Source organism: Paenibacillus sp. 2KB_20 (genome assembly GCF_052115765.1).
GTDB lineage: Bacteria > Bacillota > Bacilli > Paenibacillales > Paenibacillaceae > Paenibacillus_AQ.
On record NZ_JBFRHH010000002.1, the window covers coordinates 26393 to 44975 of the forward strand.

Here is an 18583-nt window from a genome sequence, read left to right on the forward strand (position 1 = left end):
GTTAGCCGCTGTATTTCCCCTTTCAAAATTCCACATTATCTTGATCAAAGAACCCCATGAGCTTAAGCGTGTTGGCCATGCTCTCTGTGCTCTCAGCTATCTTCCGACGAATAGTGCTGTCACTCAGACCATGCCGAAAGAACAGCATCGTCTCTTTATATGAATAACCTTACATATATCTATAGTCTACAGCTTTCCTCGAGTCGTCATCCTGAATCAAGCTGAATGCTCTCCGAAGCTGATGAGTATAAAACTGATATCGTTCAGGAACATCTAGGCCATTCTTCTATTAATGTAACCTTAGATACGTATTCCCACGTACTACCCAACTTACAAGAAGCTGTTCTTAATACAATCGGTGACTCAATCTTAGGGAACCAAATCGAGGACTAAAAACCCACTTTACTCGACTAAAGGTTAGAAGAATGTTAGAAGTGTAGGTTATTAAACAAAAATGGCGCGGTTCCGAAAAAACTCGGAAAACCGCGCCATTATTGACTTTGTAAAGATGCTGGTGAAGGGAATTGAACCCCCGACCTACGCATTACGAGTGCGACACTGTAGATTTCGGTAAGGTTCTACTGGGTTCCGGAAGCCTTTTAGTTATTGGTTTTTATAAGCCTAGATCCGTTTAAGGTTCTTGAAGTATTTCTTGGCCGTTAGAAGATTTGTTAGAAGTTCTGTTAGAAGTTCTGTTAGAAGACTGAGGCCCGTCAGCTAAATGCTAGCGGGCAATTTTCTAGTGAGCAGAAACAATTTCATCAATCTTTATCCATTGCTTTTCTCTACCTTCATACTCATCGAACAGCCACAATGTAATAGTGCATTTTGTTTCAGAAAGCACTATCTGGGAAGATCATCCCCTTTTGAATTTAGAAAAAGCCCTGCTCCTTTAAAAACAGAGCAGGGCTTTTGGATAAGAGCAAATATACCAACATTTAAGAGACAACGAATTGAACTACAAGAGGTGTTCCGGGATCTAACGCATCGCCGCCAGGGATGGTAATCGTCGTTGTTGTAACAGAAGAAACATCAGCCGTTTGCATTATACCATTCACATAAAGGTTGTAATAGTTGAACGTACTCGGAAATACCGTGGCAGCTGTTCCTGCATCATTAGTAAACGCTGTGGCTGCAATTGCGAATGTTGCTCCTGTTCCCGTTCCAGCACCAACTGTAGAAGTGAATCTTCTACTGTTTTGATACGGTGGTACTATTGGCATTTTCATCGCCTCCCTTCTTTGTTGAGGATCATGCTGAAACTCAAGCTGAAATCTTTGAAAGCATGCCTGATCCTCTTATACATTTAATGCAAGAGTTCAGGGATTGTGCAGGCATACTACCAAAAATTGTTAGACAATAACATTAGCCGTTAACTCTACTGTTTCTAAAACGATCGGAGTACCTGCATAGATTGTGCTACTTTGGGCTGGAAAAAATAAGCTGAGCGAATTTACATCGTACGAGTTACTGAGCTGAAGAATTCCATTTATATAAAGATTGTTAAAGCTGTTTGGGCCAAGGGCCGAGAATTCCACCACGGGGGCTCCCATATCGTTCGTGAATTGACCGGCTGGAATCATAGCTGACATAGTTAGATCCAGATCTGTTTCTGGTTCATAAAAATAACGGTTAATTGCAGTAGTGACAGTAACTTCAGGAATGACTACTTCTCCAGGAGGGCCTTGTGGTCCTTGTGGGCCATCAAGCCCTCTTTCTCCTTGTGGTCCTTGAGGACCTTGTGATCCATCAAGCCCTCTTTCTCCTTGTGGTCCTTGTTGCCCTGGCAGTCCTTGAGGACCTTGTGATCCATCAAGCCCTCTTTCTCCTTGTGGTCCTTGTTGCCCTGGCGGTCCTTGAGGACCTTGTGATCCATCAAGCCCTCTTTCTCCTTGTGGTCCTTGTTGCCCTGGCGGTCCTTGAGGACCCTGTGATCCATCAAGCCCTCTTTCTCCTTGTGGTCCTTGTTGCCCTGGCGGTCCTTGAGGACCTTGTGATCCATCAAGCCCTCTTTCTCCTTGTGGTCCTTGTTGCCCTGACGGTCCTTGAGGACCTTGTGATCCATCCAACCCTCTTTCTCCTTGTGGTCCTTGTTGCCCTGGCGGACCTGAAATCCCTTGAATACCTGGCTGGCTTAGGGATTTCTGCATTTCACACAATTTAGCTAACTCAGCTTTCATTTTGGATTTAGCTTCCTGTATTGCAGCTTGTAAGGCTTTCTGGTTAATTAGAGCTTGAAGATTTTGCTTTCTTCTATTTAATAAACACCACTTTGATATGCACCTTTTACAAAGGAGTTTCTTAAGAAAAACTGTTTTTTTAATTCTTTTGGTACATTTGTATTTTCTTTTTGCCTTTAAACATTTGTACTTTCTTTTTGCCTTTAAACATTTGTACTTTCGTTCAGCTGCCACCCTTCATTTTCGCCACCTTCTCTTAGACTTTATAACTGTGTGTATAGTCATATCTATATGTCAAATGCACACCATGGGGGTGGACGAATAACTTGTATCAAACAAACCGGAACCATTCCAGATAAAAAATAGGCGTTTTATTTAGGGATATCCTATTTCGTTATACTTAAGTATTGAGCCCAAAAATCAGCGCCGCTATCTGTTATGACATAACTTACCGCCTGATCAGCATATCCTTGAACGTTATAATTATAACCAAAGATTGACGGGCACAGGCTCCTGTTTTCCCAACAGTCCGGCCGGATCCGGCTTTATACTTGTCATGAGACGGAATGTACACAACAATACCCTGAACTCTTGGTTCCGTTTGATGATGACATCCTTCTGGATGGTGAAGTAGCATGTGCCGGTCCCGACGGCGTGGACTTTGAGGAAGTTATGGTCCGGTTTAAAGCAAGTAAGGACCAATGCATCAAGCAGCTGACCATATCTTCTCCAGTTACGTTTGTTGTGTTCGGCATATTGCAATACAAAGGGCAAGACCTTCGGAAGATGCCACTGCTGCAGCGCAAAGAGATCCTTGCCGGCATAAAAATGCCAAATCAGCAATTTGGCGTCATTCCCTTCGTGGAAGGCGCAGGCGAAGCTTTATTTGAACAGATGGTGAACCGAAAACTTGAAGGGATGGTCGGCAAACGAAAGAATAGTCTATATGTAAGCAGCCGATCACCAGCCTGGCAGAAGGTTATTAATTGGTCGTATACTAACGTGATCATAACCGGGTATCGAAAAAACGAATTCGGATTACTTGCCGCGGTTCAGAATGAGTCTGGTGGTCTTTGGTCGGCTGGGATTGTCGAATATGTTACAAAGGCAACCAGGAAAGAGTTTTATTCGAAGAGTCAATTCCTTGTCACAGGTGAGGATAAAAAATTCGTTTATTTGAATCCGATGATCCAGGGGCGGGTGAAATATAGAAACTGGTTCAAATCGGGGATGTTGCGAACGCCAGTATTAACGGAACTCAACTATTAATTAAAATTTCGTTTATGTGAAAGAACCCCACCAGGATTTGCAGGTAGTGTCTTTGTTATTCGGGGAGTCTTATACGAAGGCACTTGTAATGATCACCAACAAAATAAAGAGAACAAGAATTGCCCCGACTGAATTATTAACTCCGTATCCCCCAGTTCTTTCATAACCGACTTCGCTCATGTTGTCCCCTCCCCTTTTTTAGTACGATACAAAGTATTCAAAATTTCATGGAATGTCAGGGCGAATATACTTCTTGGAGACAAAAAAGAACCCCACTAGCTTAAGCTAGTGAAAGGTGCAGATGACAAAATTAAAACCAAAACACTTCCACGATTTTTATCATAAAACGCTGTTACCGAAATTAGCAGTTGGATCCATTAAAAAGGCCCATGTAATCATTATGGACGCTTTAGATCGAGCCGTGACCTGGGGTGAGATAGTCCAAAACGTAGCAAGATCAGTCGATCTTCCCCAAGGGAAAAAGGCAAAGTTTGAAGTGTGGAATGAAAAACAACTAAAAATTTTCTTGGATACAGCAGCTCATAATCAGTATTACGTTGCTTTCGAGCTCGCGGCATCTACCGGCATGAGGCAGAGTGAGATCCTTGCTTTAAGACGTATTGATGCAGACTTAAACATCAGAAGCATATTTGTAAGACAGGCATATACAATTGCTGAGGTTGGACATGACTTTGATGATACAAAAAATGATAGCCGCATTCGATCAATCGCTCTATTTGCTAACACTGTACAAATGCTTCATGACCATTTTGAAAAACAGCGGATAGAGAAAGAAACAAACAAATTCTACACAGATTCGGGTTTAGTCGTACAAACAAGCTTGGGTACCCCTCTTGGACCGCGAAACCTCATGAGGATTACTATAGCATTCTTGACAGCATTATTAAGGAACACCCGGAATTTCCGAGGATTCGATTTCACGATCTCCGCCATACCCACGCTACACTTCTTCTAAAAGCAGGTATACACCATAAAATCGTTCAGGAACGTCTAGGCTGGACTAAAAATCCACTTTACTCGACTAAAGGTTAGAAGAATGTTAGAAGTGTAGGTTATTAAACAAAAATGGCGTGGTTCTGAAAAAACTCGGAAAACCGCGCCATTATTGACTTTGTAAAGATGCTGGTGAAGGGAATTGAACCCCCGACCTACGCATTACGAGTGCGTTGTATGCTGTTCGATGAATCTCAAATTGCACGAGAAAAGAAGAACATTGGTCCAAAGACTATACAAATAATTCTTGATTACGGAATCTTTTTAAGAAAGGATCACTCAAAATAGTTGAATTTATATAAACGGAGCAGTTGTTGAGAGAGAACTGCTCCTTTTTGACTTACTTAATGGCTAGCAGTGAGCATAACGATGGTGTTGCTAATTTCGCATATATTCCTGTTGAAAACTGGCGGCCGTGCCTGCGCTAGACAACGCAAGAATGCGCCCAGCCGGTATTATCGAGCCAGGCGCAAATCCTACGCATAAGAAGGCTTTTTATAACGTTGTAAAGCCGTTAATTACCGGAGAGGATCGCAATTTCGTCTACGTTGAGCCGCGAATTAGAGCGCGTGTGAAGATGTGTAATTGGACGAGATCGGGAATGCTACGGAGTCCAGTGTTTACAGAGTTTATTGTTTAGGTTTTTCAGTATAGATAAAGCCCTACTGATAAGTGATCAGTAGGGCTTAACTTGTGTTGTTAAAAAGACACTCTAGATTCTATCCGTTTTAATGCTTATATACCTAACAACATTTTGATTTCTAAATCATATCCTATTGTATCGGTGCTAAATAGGAGGTTGGTATTATTGAGCCAATCAGCTAAGAGATATGGTGTGAGATCGAATAAAGCAACAGTAAAACAATTGGCATTTATTGCAGCTATATTGGTAGTAATTGCTTCCGCTATTGGACTTTATATTGCTTATGATGATTTGACCACAGGGGAGAATGAAGAAGTCATCATCTAATACCCTGTATTAGCACCATCATTTTCACGTTTTAAATCAATGAATATCCGTGAGTAATTACCGGTAATTGTCACAACTTTTCCGGTAATTTCTTCTGCTATTTTATCTGTGTAGACCTCACTTTTCTGTTTTATTTCCTTCAGATCAGCGATTATTATTCGAGCTTCTGAGTCTACATTCATTAATTCGAAATTTTTAATTAAAGAATACATACATCACTTCCTTTCGTTGTATATAGACTTAATCCCTTACCGTTATACTTTCTTAATGTATGATAAATTTTATTAGTATGTGCCTCTACATCCCAAATGAACAATTAACAAATTATCTCTTTCATGTGAAAAGACCCCACCAGCATTATACAGGTAGGGTCTTTGTTATGCTGGAAGTATTATACCCAGAAGGATTTAGTGATTATCACCAGTAAGATAAAAAGGACCAGGATTGCACCAATTGAATGAAAACCACCGTATCCGCCTTTTCCATACTCATAGCCAACTTCACTCATGTTTTTCCCTCCTTTTTTTTGGTATGTCATATGGTATTCGGTTTCTTATTTGTTGACTAAGGCATATGAGAAAAAAATTTTAAAGATGCTCTACCAGCACATATACGGTAGAGTCTTCTTAATTTCTGACTAAAAGAAGCGCAGGATTTATTTCAGCGAGTCAGGAAGCATCGAGGTATGACTACTCGCTCCCTATGTACATGTATCGGTATGTCGTCACATTATGTTCCATTCAGGCAATCCTGTCTGATCAAGATTCTGAGGAAAAACACAAATGCAAAAAAAAAAGAACCCTGCCAGTTCTTTCACACTGTAATGTATGCATTAGCTGGTTAAACACGAGCTCAGATCCTTCAATTAATAATATGAACGTTTGATCATCAGCCTTCAAATATAAAGAGCCCCCTGCCAGTATTAGTCAGCGGGGGGGCTCTCCCACACATAGAAAAGGTTTCCGGAAGCAGAGTTCATGCAGAGGATGAGTGCAAGACTCTTCTGATAGTTTATTTCATGACATTAAAAAACGTGCAAAAAAGCCTTGACGAGTTTGTTATACCCAACCACAGAAAGCACTAACAATTATCACCAACAAGATAAACAGAACCAATACTGCCCCAATTGAACCATGACCACCGTATCCACCGTAATTTCCAACCTCACTCATGTGTTTTCCTCCTTTTCTGCGGTATGGTCATAAGATATTCAATTTCTCATTTAGATGACAAGGCGTATGTACTTAAGGACAAAAAAAAACCCCGTCAGCCTATGCCAGCTGGTAACGTATATGGAGAATTTTGTTTTTATGTTACAGAGGATTTACTTCAAGAATATTTGGATATGTCCGACATGGCAATCAGTATTGAATTCTTCAAGAATTTTTACACACTGGAACAAACACGGTCACTATTTGATTGGATGAAGACGCGTAATAAAGATAAACAAAACCCAGCCAGCGATTAAGCCATATAGAGGGAGTGAATTGGGGATACATCACTCAATATGAGTATAGCCGTTCAACAATGATTTATACCTTCGTGACGAGTGTGGCTGTCTTGGTAGCCTTATCCCACCCAATCTTTGCACCAAACGCCTCACCAACAGCCCGAAGAGGTACATAGGTAACCCCATTTACTAACATCATAAGGGAATGGGGTATTTTTCAGATTAAATCTACTTATGCCCAAATGCATTATAGTAAATTTCACCCCCCATTGATATACTGACATCATTACTTTAGTCATGGGTGAGTGATCAATCAAATGTGGGATAAAGAACTAAAAATAGCCATACAGAAGAAGCAAAGCGTGACGATATACCTTATTGATGGCGCAGTATTACAAGGTATACCAGATTCTTGTACAGATCGCTTAAAGATGCGGAGTGTTTATGGGCCAGTCTGGGTGCCATTAGATGAAATAAAGCATGTGAGTCATATGTATGATAATGATTTTTGCTGATTACAGTGTAGATTGTGCAGCACCAAAGATAACCGAACTCGAATCGAAGCAAACACCTTTCAAAATACAACCCAAGTTTCCTGATATTCCAAAAGAATGGAAATGGCATCAAAAATCATTCGAGAACTCTGTTGTCTTAATATACCTAAACCCAAAAGGCGATTATATAATGAGTATTTCACAAGAAAACAAAAAGCCAATACACTCTACGACCAGTACAAAGACTACTATAGTTAAAAATACCACTTATTATTATGATGCATGGATTAGCAGGGACGCTGGATGGATGATTAGGTGGATTAGAGGAGAGGTTTATTATGAAATGAATAGTGATCAATTAACTGTAAGAGAGATGATTAGAATCGCTGAAACAATCAAGTGAAAACAAAAGGACCCCGCCAAGCCAGCGGGGTCTATTACCGATGCCATCGGATTACACCACAGTGTTACTGTTGGTATTAAGACGATTAAAGTCAATTGAGATATGTTGTAAATAACTTCCGTTTAATTAATAATCAGTCTACTCTGCTAGTAGAACAATTAAAACCCCCACCAGCCTAAGCTAAGGGGATTTTCCTCAACGGAAGCAACGGTTCCAATATTGAGTTCTATGCAAAAAGGAGGAATGCACGATCTCTAAAGCAGTTTATTCCAGTACAATAGAATATGTGCAAAAAAAGACCCCGCTGGTTTCTACCAACGGAGTAAATTTTTGCCCACTCACATAATCAGATGACGCGTCCGGCTCAACTTGAGGGTAGTCCAGGGAACAGAAACCACTTAGCCTTAAGTCGGAAGAATACTTACATTGATGACACTGCTAACACAGGCTCAGTTTGAAAATTTAGCTTCTCCGTAACCAAACCTTGCCACGTGTGTTAGGAGCTATGCGGCATATTATTCAACGTCTTATTTATGTGAGACTAGGGGAATGTAGCACAAAGATGAAATTCCCCCGCCAGCCTATGCCAGCGGAGTGCAAAAAGGTGGAGAATGTCCTCTTATCGGTGAGTACATTCCTTGTTTATTATATTCTCCTTCTTACATTCAAGAACAAATCAAATAGCAAAAAATCAACATTTTATTCATGTGAAGAAACCCCACCTAATTGCAGGTAGGGTCTTTGCTTAAACTGGAGAAATTAAACCCAGAAAGAACCTAAAATGATAACCAACAAGATAAAGAGAACAAGAACCGCTCCGACTGAGTTTTTACCGCCGTATCCTCCATCGTAACCAACTTCGCCCATGAGGTCTCCTCCTTTTCTACGTTATCAATATAAAATATTCAAAATCTCATGCAATGTCAGGGCCAATATGCTTTAACAAAAAAAAACCTCGCCAGCCTAAGCTAACGAAGTTCTTTTTCTGTGTGAAACCATCCATAAATCAAGTCATCTTGGCGAGAAATTATATCCAACCACAGAAAGCACTAGTTATTATAACCAAAAGGATAAATAGAACCAATATTGCTCCAACTGGATTATGGTAACCGTGATGACAATGATGACCGTGTCTTACTTCACTCAAGACGTTTCCTCCTTTATTAGGGTTATGCCATAAGGTATTCAGGTTCTTGACTATTGACAAGGCTAATGTCCATATAAATTAAAAAAAAGACCCAGTCAGCATGTAAGCCAAAGGGTCGCCAATGTGCGTTATCTCCTTTGGCTGATTCACCCTTACGTATCCAGTTTAGCCGTCTTTGTCTGGTTATCCCATCCGATCTTAGCCCCTATCGCTTCTCCAACGGCCCGAAGCGGAACATAGACCGTACCCCCTTCAAGCTTTCCATCCTTGATCGTCTTTCCATCCACAATAACAGTCACCTTATCGCTCACAGTAGTTACAGCCTCCTTCTTCTTCAATCCCCAGTATTTCGCGATCCCAGCGACATGCCCGAAAATCAAACTGTCAATGACCTCTTGCCGCTTAAGCTTTGCTGCATGTGTTGCCACATCGATAAACAGGTTCTCGGTCAAGACTGCCGGCATTTTAGATTCACGGCACATGTGCAGGTTCGCCGCTTTCTGGCCGCGATCGATTACACCAAACGGCTTCAAGGCTGCCATGAGCTCGGTGTGGAGCACATTTTGTAGGGACCGTGAGGCAGCTGAAGCATTGGTATACCGGAAAGACTCGAAGCCACCAGCGCCACCTCCGGCGTTACAATGGATGGAAACGAGAAGATCCATACTGGCTTTGTTGGCGACAGTCGTCCTATCTTACAGCTCATAGAATACATCCCTGCTACGTGTCAGAAGAGCCTGTACGCCCTCATATTCGGATTCCAGACGCTTCTTTACGCCCAAGGACACCGTAATTGCAAGACGTTGCTGCGAAGAATAGCAAGATTCTCGAAATGGAGAAAACGCTGAAACGCTACAAAGAACTCAATGGGGTTCAAAAGCTGGATGAAGCTCAGAAACAAGAGCTTGTTACAGTCACCAATACACTCGCGAAACAATATCCTGGCTTGCAAGCGCATATGGACAAAGAAGGCCGGCTCCGGATTGAAAACATCGGGTATGTTGAAGATCAGATCGGTGTTGAGAGGAACATGATCACGGCTTCGGTCGAGTCTGCTAAGGCTCAGATTACCAATCTTAAGGAGACAACCGAAGCGCAAAAAGCAGCTGTGGAAGCCCAAATCAAAAACTACCCAGCCCTGGCGCGTGTGATGGCTTCGATTTCTGGCAAGGCATTAGACATCGGAATGACTGAAGGTAAGGGGTCTTTGGCACGGGTTGGGGGAATGGTTGGTGGTATCGTTAGCGCTGGCGTACAAGCTCAAGCCAACGCGGCTGTTGCCACGGCACTGTTGAATCAAATCTGATGAGGCTCTTTTGTTGTGCAGATACAAATTAAAAATCCGCCTGTTTAGGCGGATTATCAGACTATACATTTTCTGAAGCTAAAACCTCAACACTTCCATGACTTATATCATAAAACCCTACTTCCAAAGCTCGCAGTAGGATCCATAAAAAAAGTACATGTCATCATCTTGGATGCACTTAATCGAGCAGTTATTTGGGGCTTGGTATACAGAATGTCGCTCAATACGTAAACCTTCCCCAAGGAAAAAAGAAAAAATTTGAAGTTTGGAACGAGCAGCAGCTGAAGTTGTTCCTTGATGCAGCAAAGACTGACCAGTATTACACGGCCTTCGAATTGGCTGCATCAACGGGCATGAGGCAAAGTGAAATCCTAGCCGTACGCAGGGTAGATACCGACCTTTCAAGGAAAATGGTTTCCGTCCGCCAAGCTTACACTCTTGCAGAAAAAGGTCACGACTTTGACGATACCAAAAATGATAGTAGCGTACGATCGATCGCACTTTTCGCCAACACTGTAGAACTTCTCAGAGATCACTTAGATAAACAGGAATATGAAAGATGTAATAATAAACTCTATAAAGATTCGGGGTTGGTTATTCAAACCAGCGCTGGAACTCCAGTAAGTCCTCGTAATCTAATGCGTAATTTCTACCGTCTCATCGAGAGGATCCAAAAGGAAGTTCCTGACTTCCCGCGTATTCGATTCCATGATCTCAGACATACGCACGCTACACTACTGTTGAAGGCCGGCATCCACCCTAAAATTGTCCAGGAGAGACTCGGTCATAGTTCAATTAATGTTACCCTAGATACATATTCACATGTTCTCCCCAACCTTCAGGAAGCTGTCCTGAATAATATTGGCGATTCTATACTCGGCAAGGAATTTGACGCTTTGATCGAGAACAAAAGTGATCCTATCGACGGTGAAAATAACATTTCATCAGACTAAAGGGTAGAAAAATGGTAGAAGAACAAAATAAATAACAAAAATGGCCCGGTTCCCGAATGCCGGAAAACCGCGCCATTATTGACTTTATAAAGATGCTGGTGAAGGGAATTGAACCCCCGACCTACGCATTACGAGTTTGTAGAACTGGATTTCCGTAAGTGCACCTAAGAACAAAAATCCTTATGAATCAAGGGTTTTTGCATCCTTAGTCAAACTATAAGTTAACTTAGATTCACTTAAATTAATGTAAGCGCGTTTGCAATTTTGTTTGCAAAAAAAGACGGAATTGAGTGGCTGAATCAGCTTCTACTGTTCCGTCTTTTTTTAATTCATGCCTAAACTTCCTCTACTTTCAGTATATCATTGAATGGGATTATATAGAAACTTAAAAGACCTGCCAGCATAACGCCGACAGGCTTTGAGTTGTCTTCAGTATTTTGTCCAGTAGTCTATGTTACCCTTCCTAGGCGGTGACTTCTCCAGAACCTCTGTCTTGATGATCTGGATCCCGTCTGTCATGGACTTATCCGGCCATACTATAAATCCTTCGTCCTCCAAGTATTGGAGCCCTCTCAGTAAATCCGGTCGCCTCCGTCCAGTCATCACCTCTAACCGTTTAAAATCAGGCATACGACTTTTATGTAATGGGCTCGGGTAATTGATCAATATTCGAAGTAGTTTACGCTCAGGATCGGGCAGCATGATATTTATCATCCTTTCTTGGCAAACGTACGTTCGTGTTATATTATAAGGATATGACTGATCAAAACAAGGATTCTTTCCTATATATACGATGTTTTTATGTTTAATGCTTGTAGCATGATGCAATACTGGTAAAAAAAGACTTAATCGATACCTAAGACTCTGGTATAATCTTGTAGTGCTTCTTACCATTTAATTCTCGGAGGCAACTACATGGAATTAGTTAAAGCCAGTAGAATTGCAACACCCATTAAAATCGGTTCTACACGGCCATATTATATTGTTTGTGACGATGGTGATACTTACGCAGTTAAGTTCCAGCAAAATCCACAAGGAATTAAAGCGGTTATAAATGAATATATTTGTTCAGAATTAGCGACCCACCTTAGCCTCCCCGTGCCGAAACCAGTATTAATAAAGACCAGTGATGATTTCCACGACTTGTATGGAGAAAAGTTAAGTGGTTATGTTGGCGAGGAGATTAAACCAGGAATACACTTTGGTACGAGAAAAATCAAGAAAGCATTACCCATTGAGGATTCTGGGTCGTTAGGTGCAATGCTTGATTATGCTAAAAATATTCATGTACTTTCTGAATTGTTTATTTTCGACCTTTTTATATGCAATAACGACAGAGATAGTAATGGTGGGAACCTGTTATTTGATATGAACGAGAAGATGATAATTATTCTTGATCACACACATGTGTTTGATTTAGGAACAATCTGGGAATCGCAACAGTTGAATATTCGGATTGGAGAACCATTCAGAATAATCAACCCATCGGGATTTATATACAGGAGATTGATTCCATATGTCACAGGTTTTAGCCCTTTTAAATCCATTTTAGATAAATTAAAATGTATGACATCTGAACACATTTGGCATATTATAAACAGTGTACCCTCAGAATGGATGCTACTTGAAGAGGATAAAATGGCCTTACACAAATACCTTGTAGATCGCAAAGAGCGAATTGAAGAGGTATTGCCATTACTTAAACCACACATGCCGAATTGGAAAGGAGGGGTCTGAAATGAGTTACCTATTTAAATACTCTATAATAAGATATGTTCCGGATGAAATACGCGAAGAATTTATTAACATCGGAATGATTTTTCACTCACCAGAATTAAGATACATTGATGTGAAATTCACAAAAAATTTCAAAAGAGTTCATGCCTTTGATGATGAAATCGATGTTAACTTTTTCAAGGTAGTGCTGGAAGGAATCAAAGAGAGTTTCGTAAAAAGCACCATTTCAGGACCATCCGATGAAGATTTGGATGATATTAATTTCATCGAAAAAAATACTTTTTATTATGCAAATCAAATTCAATTTTCTCCAACTTACTTGATTAGCACCGAAAATTATGAACAAGACTTATCTGATTTGTTTAGAACATATGTATATTTTGAAGGAAAAAAGCGCTCGAGAATTACTGAGGATGAAGTAAAAATATTAATGAATAGAATCTTAAGAACGAAAGACTCCTTCAAGAATGTAGATCGTAACATATTGGTAGATATAGGACCACAAGAGATTCAATTAGATTATGCTTACAAAGCGAAAGATAGATATAAGATAATCAAGACATTTTCCTTTGACTATACCCCTAAGGGCAGCGCCCAAGCACCAACGATAGCAAAGGAATGGATCTATAATTTCGAAAAATTAATGTCAAGAAGCAGACAGAGAAAATTGTTTGGTGTCGATCGTGAGGATTTAGACTTAATCACTTTCATTTACACAGGGGAATCGTCAAATAAAAATACGACAACAGCAATCAAGATTTTAAAAGAATTAACAATGACGATCGAAGGAAAGAAACAAGAAGAAATTATAAGCTTTGCTGATAAAATTTCGAGCGAGGCTGAGTCATCGATTAGTAAGGAGTCTGAAACAACACATTCCTAATTCCTTAAAAAATCAATAACGTCTTGAAACTAAAAGAACCCCGCAAGCCGAAGCCGCGGGGTTCTTTCTCCATCTTTACCCTCATAGTAAGTGGAAATGAGTAATGTTCATCAGGGAGAAACATTACTCATTATGATATTGCCACTCAAAATTGATTTATACCTTCATGTCGAGCGTGGCTGTCTTGGTACCCTTATCCCATCCAATCTTTGCACCAAGCGCCTCACCAACAGCCCGCAGAGGGACATAGGTTACACCGTTTTCGAGCTTACCGTCTTTGATCTTTTTCCCGTTCACAATGACATTAACCTTGTCGCTCACAGGCTCGGCCTCCTTACCCGACTGATTAAATAGTTCCAACTCAGCTTGACGTCTGCGTACCAGACCGTTCAGCACTTTGCCACCTGCTTTGTTATATGCCGTGATGTTTTGTGCGATCTGTTCGATTGTCCGGCCGGCGCAAAGCTTTTTAAGGTTCCCCGCACCACAGTTGTAGCAAAACGAAACTAGCGCATCAAATTGGTTTTGGTTCAGTTTGGCCGTCACCGGGGCGTAAGCCTCGTTGTTTACGTATGCCTCGTATTTGGCAAGATCAGCAATCAGCATGCTGTCAGCCTGTGCTTGTGTAATGGTCATGCCTACCTTGACGTCAGGGCCGTAATGCCCCCAGCCTATTGTCCAGTATTTTTCCGTGGACACTGGCTTGTACGCTGTTAAACGACATCCTTCAAAGTCTTTAATAAGCTTGACGCCTGCTTGTGATATTTTACGGCTCACTGCACATCACGCTCCTTTCTTGACTCGGCCCGTTTAATCTTTTTGTCCAGCTCACTCTTGACCCATTCGATAATTGCATTGAGTACCGGCAGCGGCAGAAAGTCGCCCCATCCTGCTCGGATACTGTTAGCCGTCATACTTTGTACAATGTGATATAAAGTACCAAATGCTAGGGCACCAAAAATTACGCCAGGTAACGACAGCACGACATCAAGCAGATGACCACCTGCAGGAAGTAAGAGAATAAAAAATGTTCGAATAACACCATCCAAACCGTAGCGGCTTGCATAGGTAAAGTCTTTCTTTGCGGCTCTCACTCCGCTAATCCAATCCATAATAACGAAGAACAGAAGAGTAACCATGATGGCGGCCACCGCATCCCCCCCGCCATACAAGAAATCAAAAGCCGGTACCAATGCGGCACCGGCTGCGATAATAAAAGATTTAATCTTATCCATTCACTTCATCCTCTCAAGTTAAATAGCCCCCGGACCACCCGTGGGCATAAAACATCAATAATATTTATTTTGCCGGATCAGGATAGGTAAACAGCGGTTTAAGAGTCTCCAAGTCAACCCGTGTTATTCGTCCGCCTGCATCGTAGTCTTTTTCATATGCCCCATACTCAAGTTGTATCATTCCGACCGTTTCCGGTACGCGCTTGGATAAAGATGTATATGCTTCGAAGTCTTGTTCGCGCGTCGTCTCAACAACACCTCCGGTGCGCTCACCAGTGTTTTCTATTACATCGCCCGTACTCTTATCAAAATAAATTTTAGCCCCTATATTCATTAGCCATACACCTCCCAATACACTGTACTACCGATAATGGCGGTATTTTTGGATGACACCGGAATTGTAAAGTATGTGCCACTGAAGACCTGTGCAAAATAATTTCCGTAAAGGAGATTCCAATGATTTTGTATAATTCCAGTTATGCCAATCTCCGCGACATGTATCGCCGAAACATAGGCACCATTATGGACAACAATTCTTTTCGGAACAAAGGCAAGTCCGTTAACTTCTATATATGCGGTGTTTTGCCTCCCGCCGAGCTCCGTACCAATTTCCATAGGTCCCTTCACAATAGCGCTTCCTGACGCAAAAGGCTTGCCCTCAACTAACGTACCTACCAAGCCCCCAACACTAACCCCGGCGCGAATGTTATTTGCGGTTAGATTCGGTTCGGCTGCAGCTACCCACGTTTGCCCGTTGTAGTAGCCATGAGGTGGTTGAATGAAATACCGATCTCCGGGGAAAACATCTTTGGCAAGTCCTGGCATATGGTTGTTTTCGGCGCTTCGGTTAGGCATTGTTCCGGCAATAGCCGCCCCATTCACAAATGCCTTTTTAGTGGTCAATATGTCCGCCGCTGTTGCCGCTTCTGCGCTAGTCGTCCACGTATCCACTACCCTTGTATCTCCTTGAACACCAAGCACAGTCGTACCGCCCCGGATATTCCCCGGCACCAAATTATTATCAAATATTTCGATTGTAAGTTCGCTGTTCGGATCAATGTATCCAGCCGGGAAACCGTCGCCTTGATTGGTATATGCGTTTACTACTTTCCCTCCAGACGGGTTTTTCCAACTTCCGAATTTTATCGCTCGGTCAATTCTCGGAATTGTTCCGGTCACTATCCCGTTTTCTGTCCCTATCGTTTTAGGTGCTAATACGTCGGCCGCTGTAGCCGTTCCGTATTCACCCCCTTCACCCTGTAAGATAAAAGCTGTGCCATCGAAAACAAGCGTGTAGACTCCGTTTGCATCAAGTTTAGCCACACGACCATTAGGTTTTTTTATTGGTACTGCACCAAGGCTGTTAATTTGCAATGTAGGGTTTGAGCCGCTGGCTATATGAGCGCGGAAGGACACACGCAAACCCTCAAATAAACTCGACACCTTACTGCTTGTTACGGTGTATGCCGCGCTTGACCCCTCCGTAGTCCCAAGCCACACCGTAGCACTCATTCCCAAGTCATTGATCTCCTGTCCGATCTGATTCATATCTTTGGGAAGTACACTATCTTTAATGGTCCAGTCAGTTTTTGCCATCAGTTAGTTCCCCTCCTTAACCTCTATTGTTTGTAATATGAGTGTGTCTGATGAAACAGGCAAGTAAACAGGATTTGAAGAGATGAGCTCCCCTGCTTCACCCGTTAAATCTATTTGAGTTACCAAGGAAATGCTACTTGCTGGCACGATATAGTTAAGGGCCATCATTGATCCGGTTACCTGCTTAACTTCAAAATCTGTAATCTCGTACGTCCCGTTAAGGACCACCTTGCTTACTCTCGAATCGACGTACTCAGCAACATCGTTTAAGACTTGGGATGAGATCATTTAATTAACACCTCCGTGCCTAAAGTAGCAAATGGTTTTTCTCCCAGTTTCCACGACCCATCCAATTTATAATTCCATGTGATATCCTGCTTAACGATTCGTTCTTTTAGGTCAATCACATCATTTAAGGAAGTGTTTTGTTGATAGACCATGTTGGCGGGCTTGATCGTTTGTATGGTGTGTTGAACTTCCCTGAACACGTTGGCATTCTCGATGTTTGTCGTCACGTACAGGATGAAGTTATCCACGTCCACGGATACAATGGTCATCCCTTGGCCCACAAGTCTATCAAGCTGCTCTTGTAACCATCGAACGGTGAACGGGGGCTTAGTTTGGTATCGGTTCAGAATCCTTTGACGTCGGAAGTCTATCGTCTCGGTCGTAGGATTGGCCTGAATACCCAACATCAGCTCCCGCCGTTTAATCGCCTGAAGGCTTGCCCGCATAACAAATTGGTCATCGAATAGCTGCTGAACGGCCGTTTCCAGTTGATCCAGCTCTATATCTTCGGTTTGGTCCAGCTCCTTGAATTCAAGAAATTCCTGATAATACTCCGGGAGATATGGCAAAATGCGATCAGACATGAACCGTCACCGTCCCTATACCCGGGATTTCCTCTTCTCCCAAGATGACGTTCGCGGCTGCACCGTTTAAGGTCGTGTTGGCAATGTCGATTACACCCGGCACAGTCAAGATGGCCGCCTCTATTAGAGCTACCCGGATGATAATTTGATCTTGAGTCGCCCAGCTTTTCCGTTGACCCATCAGATAATCCGTAATGACTTCTTCTATGGGTCCCTGCACCTGCCCCTGACTCGTACCTGGCTCAAGGGTAACGGTAGTAACAATGTCGATAAGGGATGTTGTTACCCCTGTAATCGTCACCCGATGCCCAATAGGTGCTGTGCCGTATCCCAGCCCGCTATTAACGATAGGATCAACTGTAGTCTGTGCTTGTTCCAGCAGCACAGAGGACGGTGTTTTCCAATCCGCTCCAATGATCGTGCATTTGACGGTGCCGCCTCCCTTCCAAACCGGGGATACCTTCGTCGCTCCGACACCATCCAGCCCGTTAATTGTTTTCCTATAATCCGAGACGTTCCCGCCGAAATCTGGTTCGTTAACCGTTTGATAGTATCTAGCCCTTAAATCTTCGTCGCTTTCCTCATCTGCACCGGGTACAAGAATCTCTTCAAGGACCGCCCGAGAAAGGCCATTAATGTAGTCTACCGGTAGCATGGCACCGAACTTCTGATTCCCCACCACGCCCGCCGTTTCGCACTCCAGCAAAAAAACCCCTGTACGAATTTTGGATATTGCAACATAGTTGATATCCTCTATGGCAAACCGGCTGCCAACTGGAATGTCAAACAATTGATTTGCAGCGTTGTAGAATCTCCCCTCGCACCTTGCTTTTGTTGCTGGCTCCCGGTTGACGCCAAACTCCGCTGTTCTTCGGGCCAAGTCCTCGCCGGTAGCCGTATCCGCATAGGACAAGGCATAATTAAAATCCAGCTCCATATAGACTTGTGCCAGCTCGGCGGCTGCCGGAGCCAAAGCGTCATAAATAATGCTACCTTCCCGCTTGTCGATTCCCTCCGGCACCCGGTCCAGCATTCGTTCTAAAATGGCTTCGTATGTTTGATGCTCGTACATGG

The 18583-nt window shown here is 42.4% G+C and carries 25 protein-coding genes, 1 tRNA gene and 3 pseudogenes; 11 read left to right on the top strand and 18 right to left on the bottom strand.

Going from position 1 to position 18583, the window contains the following annotated elements; all coding sequences use genetic code 11:
* Positions 1-258 precede the first annotated feature (258 nt).
* Positions 259-393: pseudogene (locus AB4124_RS05835) on the top strand (tyrosine-type recombinase/integrase); the annotation flags it as partial.
* Positions 394-938: 545 nt separating this feature from the next.
* Here AB4124_RS05835 and AB4124_RS05840 read toward each other — a convergent pair.
* Both AB4124_RS05840 and AB4124_RS05845 read right to left on the bottom strand, forming a co-directional pair.
* Complete coding sequence (locus tag AB4124_RS05840) at positions 939-1223, bottom strand: DUF4183 domain-containing protein (RefSeq protein WP_076322235.1); 285 nt, start codon at positions 1221-1223, stop codon at positions 939-941.
* Between the two features lie 129 nt (positions 1224-1352).
* On the bottom strand, positions 1353-2414 hold the full coding sequence (locus tag AB4124_RS05845) for a DUF4183 domain-containing protein (RefSeq protein WP_441971689.1): 1062 nt from the start codon (positions 2412-2414) through the stop codon (positions 1353-1355).
* A gap of 261 nt (positions 2415-2675) precedes the next feature.
* Here AB4124_RS05845 and AB4124_RS05850 point away from each other — a divergent pair, with 261 nt between their 5' ends.
* A complete protein-coding gene (locus AB4124_RS05850) occupies positions 2676-3449 on the top strand; it encodes an ATP-dependent DNA ligase (RefSeq protein WP_441972473.1) in 774 nt (257 codons plus the stop codon).
* A gap of 69 nt (positions 3450-3518) precedes the next feature.
* On the opposite strand, the gene AB4124_RS05855 is transcribed toward AB4124_RS05850, so the two are convergent.
* Positions 3519-3629 (bottom strand): YjcZ family sporulation protein, encoded by a 111-nt coding sequence (locus AB4124_RS05855; RefSeq protein WP_379410644.1) that lies wholly within the window; start codon positions 3627-3629, stop codon positions 3519-3521.
* A gap of 121 nt (positions 3630-3750) precedes the next feature.
* Here AB4124_RS05855 and AB4124_RS05860 point away from each other — a divergent pair, with 121 nt between their 5' ends.
* Complete coding sequence (locus AB4124_RS05860) at positions 3751-4425, top strand: tyrosine-type recombinase/integrase (protein ID WP_441971691.1); 675 nt, start codon at positions 3751-3753, stop codon at positions 4423-4425.
* Positions 4380-4502 carry a tyrosine-type recombinase/integrase gene (locus tag AB4124_RS05865; RefSeq protein WP_441972475.1) on the top strand — a complete coding sequence of 41 codons (123 nt, stop codon included), beginning with the start codon at positions 4380-4382 and terminating at the stop codon, positions 4500-4502. Before AB4124_RS05860 ends, AB4124_RS05865 begins: the two co-directional genes overlap by 46 nt.
* Before the next feature lie 91 nt (positions 4503-4593).
* Here the strand turns inward: AB4124_RS05865 and AB4124_RS05870 are convergent.
* Positions 4594-4669, bottom strand: a tRNA-Thr gene (locus AB4124_RS05870).
* Positions 4670-4869: 200 nt separating this feature from the next.
* On the opposite strand from AB4124_RS05870, the pseudogene AB4124_RS05875 reads away from it, so the two are divergent.
* Positions 4870-5103 (top strand): annotated as a pseudogene (locus AB4124_RS05875) (ATP-dependent DNA ligase); the annotation flags it as partial.
* Positions 5104-5271: 168 nt separating this feature from the next.
* Positions 5272-5433 (top strand): hypothetical protein, encoded by a 162-nt coding sequence (locus AB4124_RS05880; RefSeq protein ID WP_430110794.1) that lies wholly within the window; start codon positions 5272-5274, stop codon positions 5431-5433.
* On the opposite strand, the gene AB4124_RS05885 is transcribed toward AB4124_RS05880, so the two are convergent.
* From AB4124_RS05885 to AB4124_RS05900, 4 genes are all read right to left on the bottom strand, one after another.
* Positions 5430-5645 (bottom strand): hypothetical protein, encoded by a 216-nt coding sequence (locus tag AB4124_RS05885; protein WP_441971693.1) that lies wholly within the window; start codon positions 5643-5645, stop codon positions 5430-5432. The genes AB4124_RS05880 and AB4124_RS05885 overlap by 4 nt on opposite strands.
* A 179-nt stretch (positions 5646-5824) precedes the next feature.
* Positions 5825-5941 carry a YjcZ family sporulation protein gene (locus AB4124_RS05890; protein ID WP_430110792.1) on the bottom strand — a complete coding sequence of 39 codons (117 nt, stop codon included), beginning with the start codon at positions 5939-5941 and terminating at the stop codon, positions 5825-5827.
* A 550-nt stretch (positions 5942-6491) separates the two neighbouring features.
* On the bottom strand, positions 6492-6605 hold the full coding sequence (locus tag AB4124_RS05895) for a YjcZ family sporulation protein (RefSeq protein WP_430110790.1): 114 nt from the start codon (positions 6603-6605) through the stop codon (positions 6492-6494).
* 360 nt (positions 6606-6965) lie between these two features.
* On the bottom strand, positions 6966-7082 hold the full coding sequence (locus AB4124_RS05900; protein ID WP_441971696.1) for a stalk domain-containing protein: 117 nt from the start codon (positions 7080-7082) through the stop codon (positions 6966-6968).
* A gap of 296 nt (positions 7083-7378) precedes the next feature.
* Here AB4124_RS05900 and AB4124_RS05905 point away from each other — a divergent pair, with 296 nt between their 5' ends.
* The gene (locus AB4124_RS05905; protein WP_441971698.1) at positions 7379-7780 is read left to right on the top strand and encodes a DUF4367 domain-containing protein; all 402 of its coding nucleotides are present in this window, start codon (positions 7379-7381) and stop codon (positions 7778-7780) included.
* A gap of 759 nt (positions 7781-8539) precedes the next feature.
* On the opposite strand, the gene AB4124_RS05910 is transcribed toward AB4124_RS05905, so the two are convergent.
* The 3 genes and pseudogenes from AB4124_RS05910 to AB4124_RS05920 form a co-directional block, all read right to left on the bottom strand.
* Positions 8540-8647, bottom strand: coding sequence for a YjcZ family sporulation protein (locus AB4124_RS05910; protein WP_430110786.1), 108 nt, complete (start codon positions 8645-8647; stop codon positions 8540-8542).
* A 432-nt stretch (positions 8648-9079) separates the two neighbouring features.
* A complete protein-coding gene (locus tag AB4124_RS05915) occupies positions 9080-9238 on the bottom strand; it encodes a stalk domain-containing protein (RefSeq protein WP_441972477.1) in 159 nt (52 codons plus the stop codon).
* 51 nt (positions 9239-9289) lie between these two features.
* Positions 9290-9610, bottom strand: a pseudogene (locus AB4124_RS05920) (N-acetylmuramoyl-L-alanine amidase); the annotation flags it as partial.
* A gap of 110 nt (positions 9611-9720) precedes the next feature.
* Between AB4124_RS05920 and AB4124_RS05925 the strand changes: the two are divergent.
* The 4 genes from AB4124_RS05925 to AB4124_RS05940 all read left to right on the top strand — a co-directional run bounded on the left by AB4124_RS05925 (position 9721) and on the right by AB4124_RS05940 (position 13806).
* Complete coding sequence (locus AB4124_RS05925; RefSeq protein WP_441971700.1) at positions 9721-10233, top strand: hypothetical protein; 513 nt, start codon at positions 9721-9723, stop codon at positions 10231-10233.
* Positions 10234-10427: 194 nt separating this feature from the next.
* Positions 10428-11186 carry a site-specific integrase gene (locus AB4124_RS05930; RefSeq protein ID WP_430110776.1) on the top strand — a complete coding sequence of 253 codons (759 nt, stop codon included), beginning with the start codon at positions 10428-10430 and terminating at the stop codon, positions 11184-11186.
* Between the two features lie 915 nt (positions 11187-12101).
* Positions 12102-12923, top strand: a complete 822-nt coding sequence (locus AB4124_RS05935; RefSeq protein WP_441971702.1) for a HipA family kinase — start codon at positions 12102-12104, stop codon at positions 12921-12923.
* Between the two features lies 1 nt (position 12924).
* A complete protein-coding gene (locus AB4124_RS05940) occupies positions 12925-13806 on the top strand; it encodes a DUF3037 domain-containing protein (RefSeq protein WP_441971704.1) in 882 nt (293 codons plus the stop codon).
* Positions 13807-13962: 156 nt separating this feature from the next.
* On the opposite strand, the gene AB4124_RS05945 is transcribed toward AB4124_RS05940, so the two are convergent.
* The 7 genes from AB4124_RS05945 to AB4124_RS05975 all read right to left on the bottom strand — a co-directional run bounded on the left by AB4124_RS05945 (position 13963) and on the right by AB4124_RS05975 (position 18581).
* On the bottom strand, positions 13963-14583 hold the full coding sequence (locus AB4124_RS05945) for a glycoside hydrolase family protein (protein WP_441971705.1): 621 nt from the start codon (positions 14581-14583) through the stop codon (positions 13963-13965).
* The gene (locus AB4124_RS05950; protein WP_441971707.1) at positions 14580-15041 is read right to left on the bottom strand and encodes a phage holin family protein; all 462 of its coding nucleotides are present in this window, start codon (positions 15039-15041) and stop codon (positions 14580-14582) included. Before AB4124_RS05950 ends, AB4124_RS05945 begins: the two co-directional genes overlap by 4 nt.
* A 64-nt stretch (positions 15042-15105) precedes the next feature.
* On the bottom strand, positions 15106-15375 hold the full coding sequence (locus AB4124_RS05955) for a hypothetical protein (protein ID WP_441971708.1): 270 nt from the start codon (positions 15373-15375) through the stop codon (positions 15106-15108).
* The gene (locus AB4124_RS05960) at positions 15375-16637 is read right to left on the bottom strand and encodes a hypothetical protein (protein ID WP_441971710.1); all 1263 of its coding nucleotides are present in this window, start codon (positions 16635-16637) and stop codon (positions 15375-15377) included. Before AB4124_RS05960 ends, AB4124_RS05955 begins: the two co-directional genes overlap by 1 nt.
* Positions 16638-16640: 3 nt before the next feature.
* Positions 16641-16925, bottom strand: coding sequence for a ketopantoate hydroxymethyltransferase (locus AB4124_RS05965; RefSeq protein WP_339295933.1), 285 nt, complete (start codon positions 16923-16925; stop codon positions 16641-16643).
* Positions 16922-17509, bottom strand: coding sequence for a putative phage tail protein (locus AB4124_RS05970; RefSeq protein WP_441971712.1), 588 nt, complete (start codon positions 17507-17509; stop codon positions 16922-16924). The genes AB4124_RS05965 and AB4124_RS05970 overlap by 4 nt, the downstream gene beginning before the upstream one ends.
* Positions 17502-18581, bottom strand: a complete 1080-nt coding sequence (locus AB4124_RS05975; protein WP_441971714.1) for a baseplate J/gp47 family protein — start codon at positions 18579-18581, stop codon at positions 17502-17504. The genes AB4124_RS05970 and AB4124_RS05975 overlap by 8 nt, the downstream gene beginning before the upstream one ends.
* Positions 18582-18583: the final 2 nt, after the last annotated feature.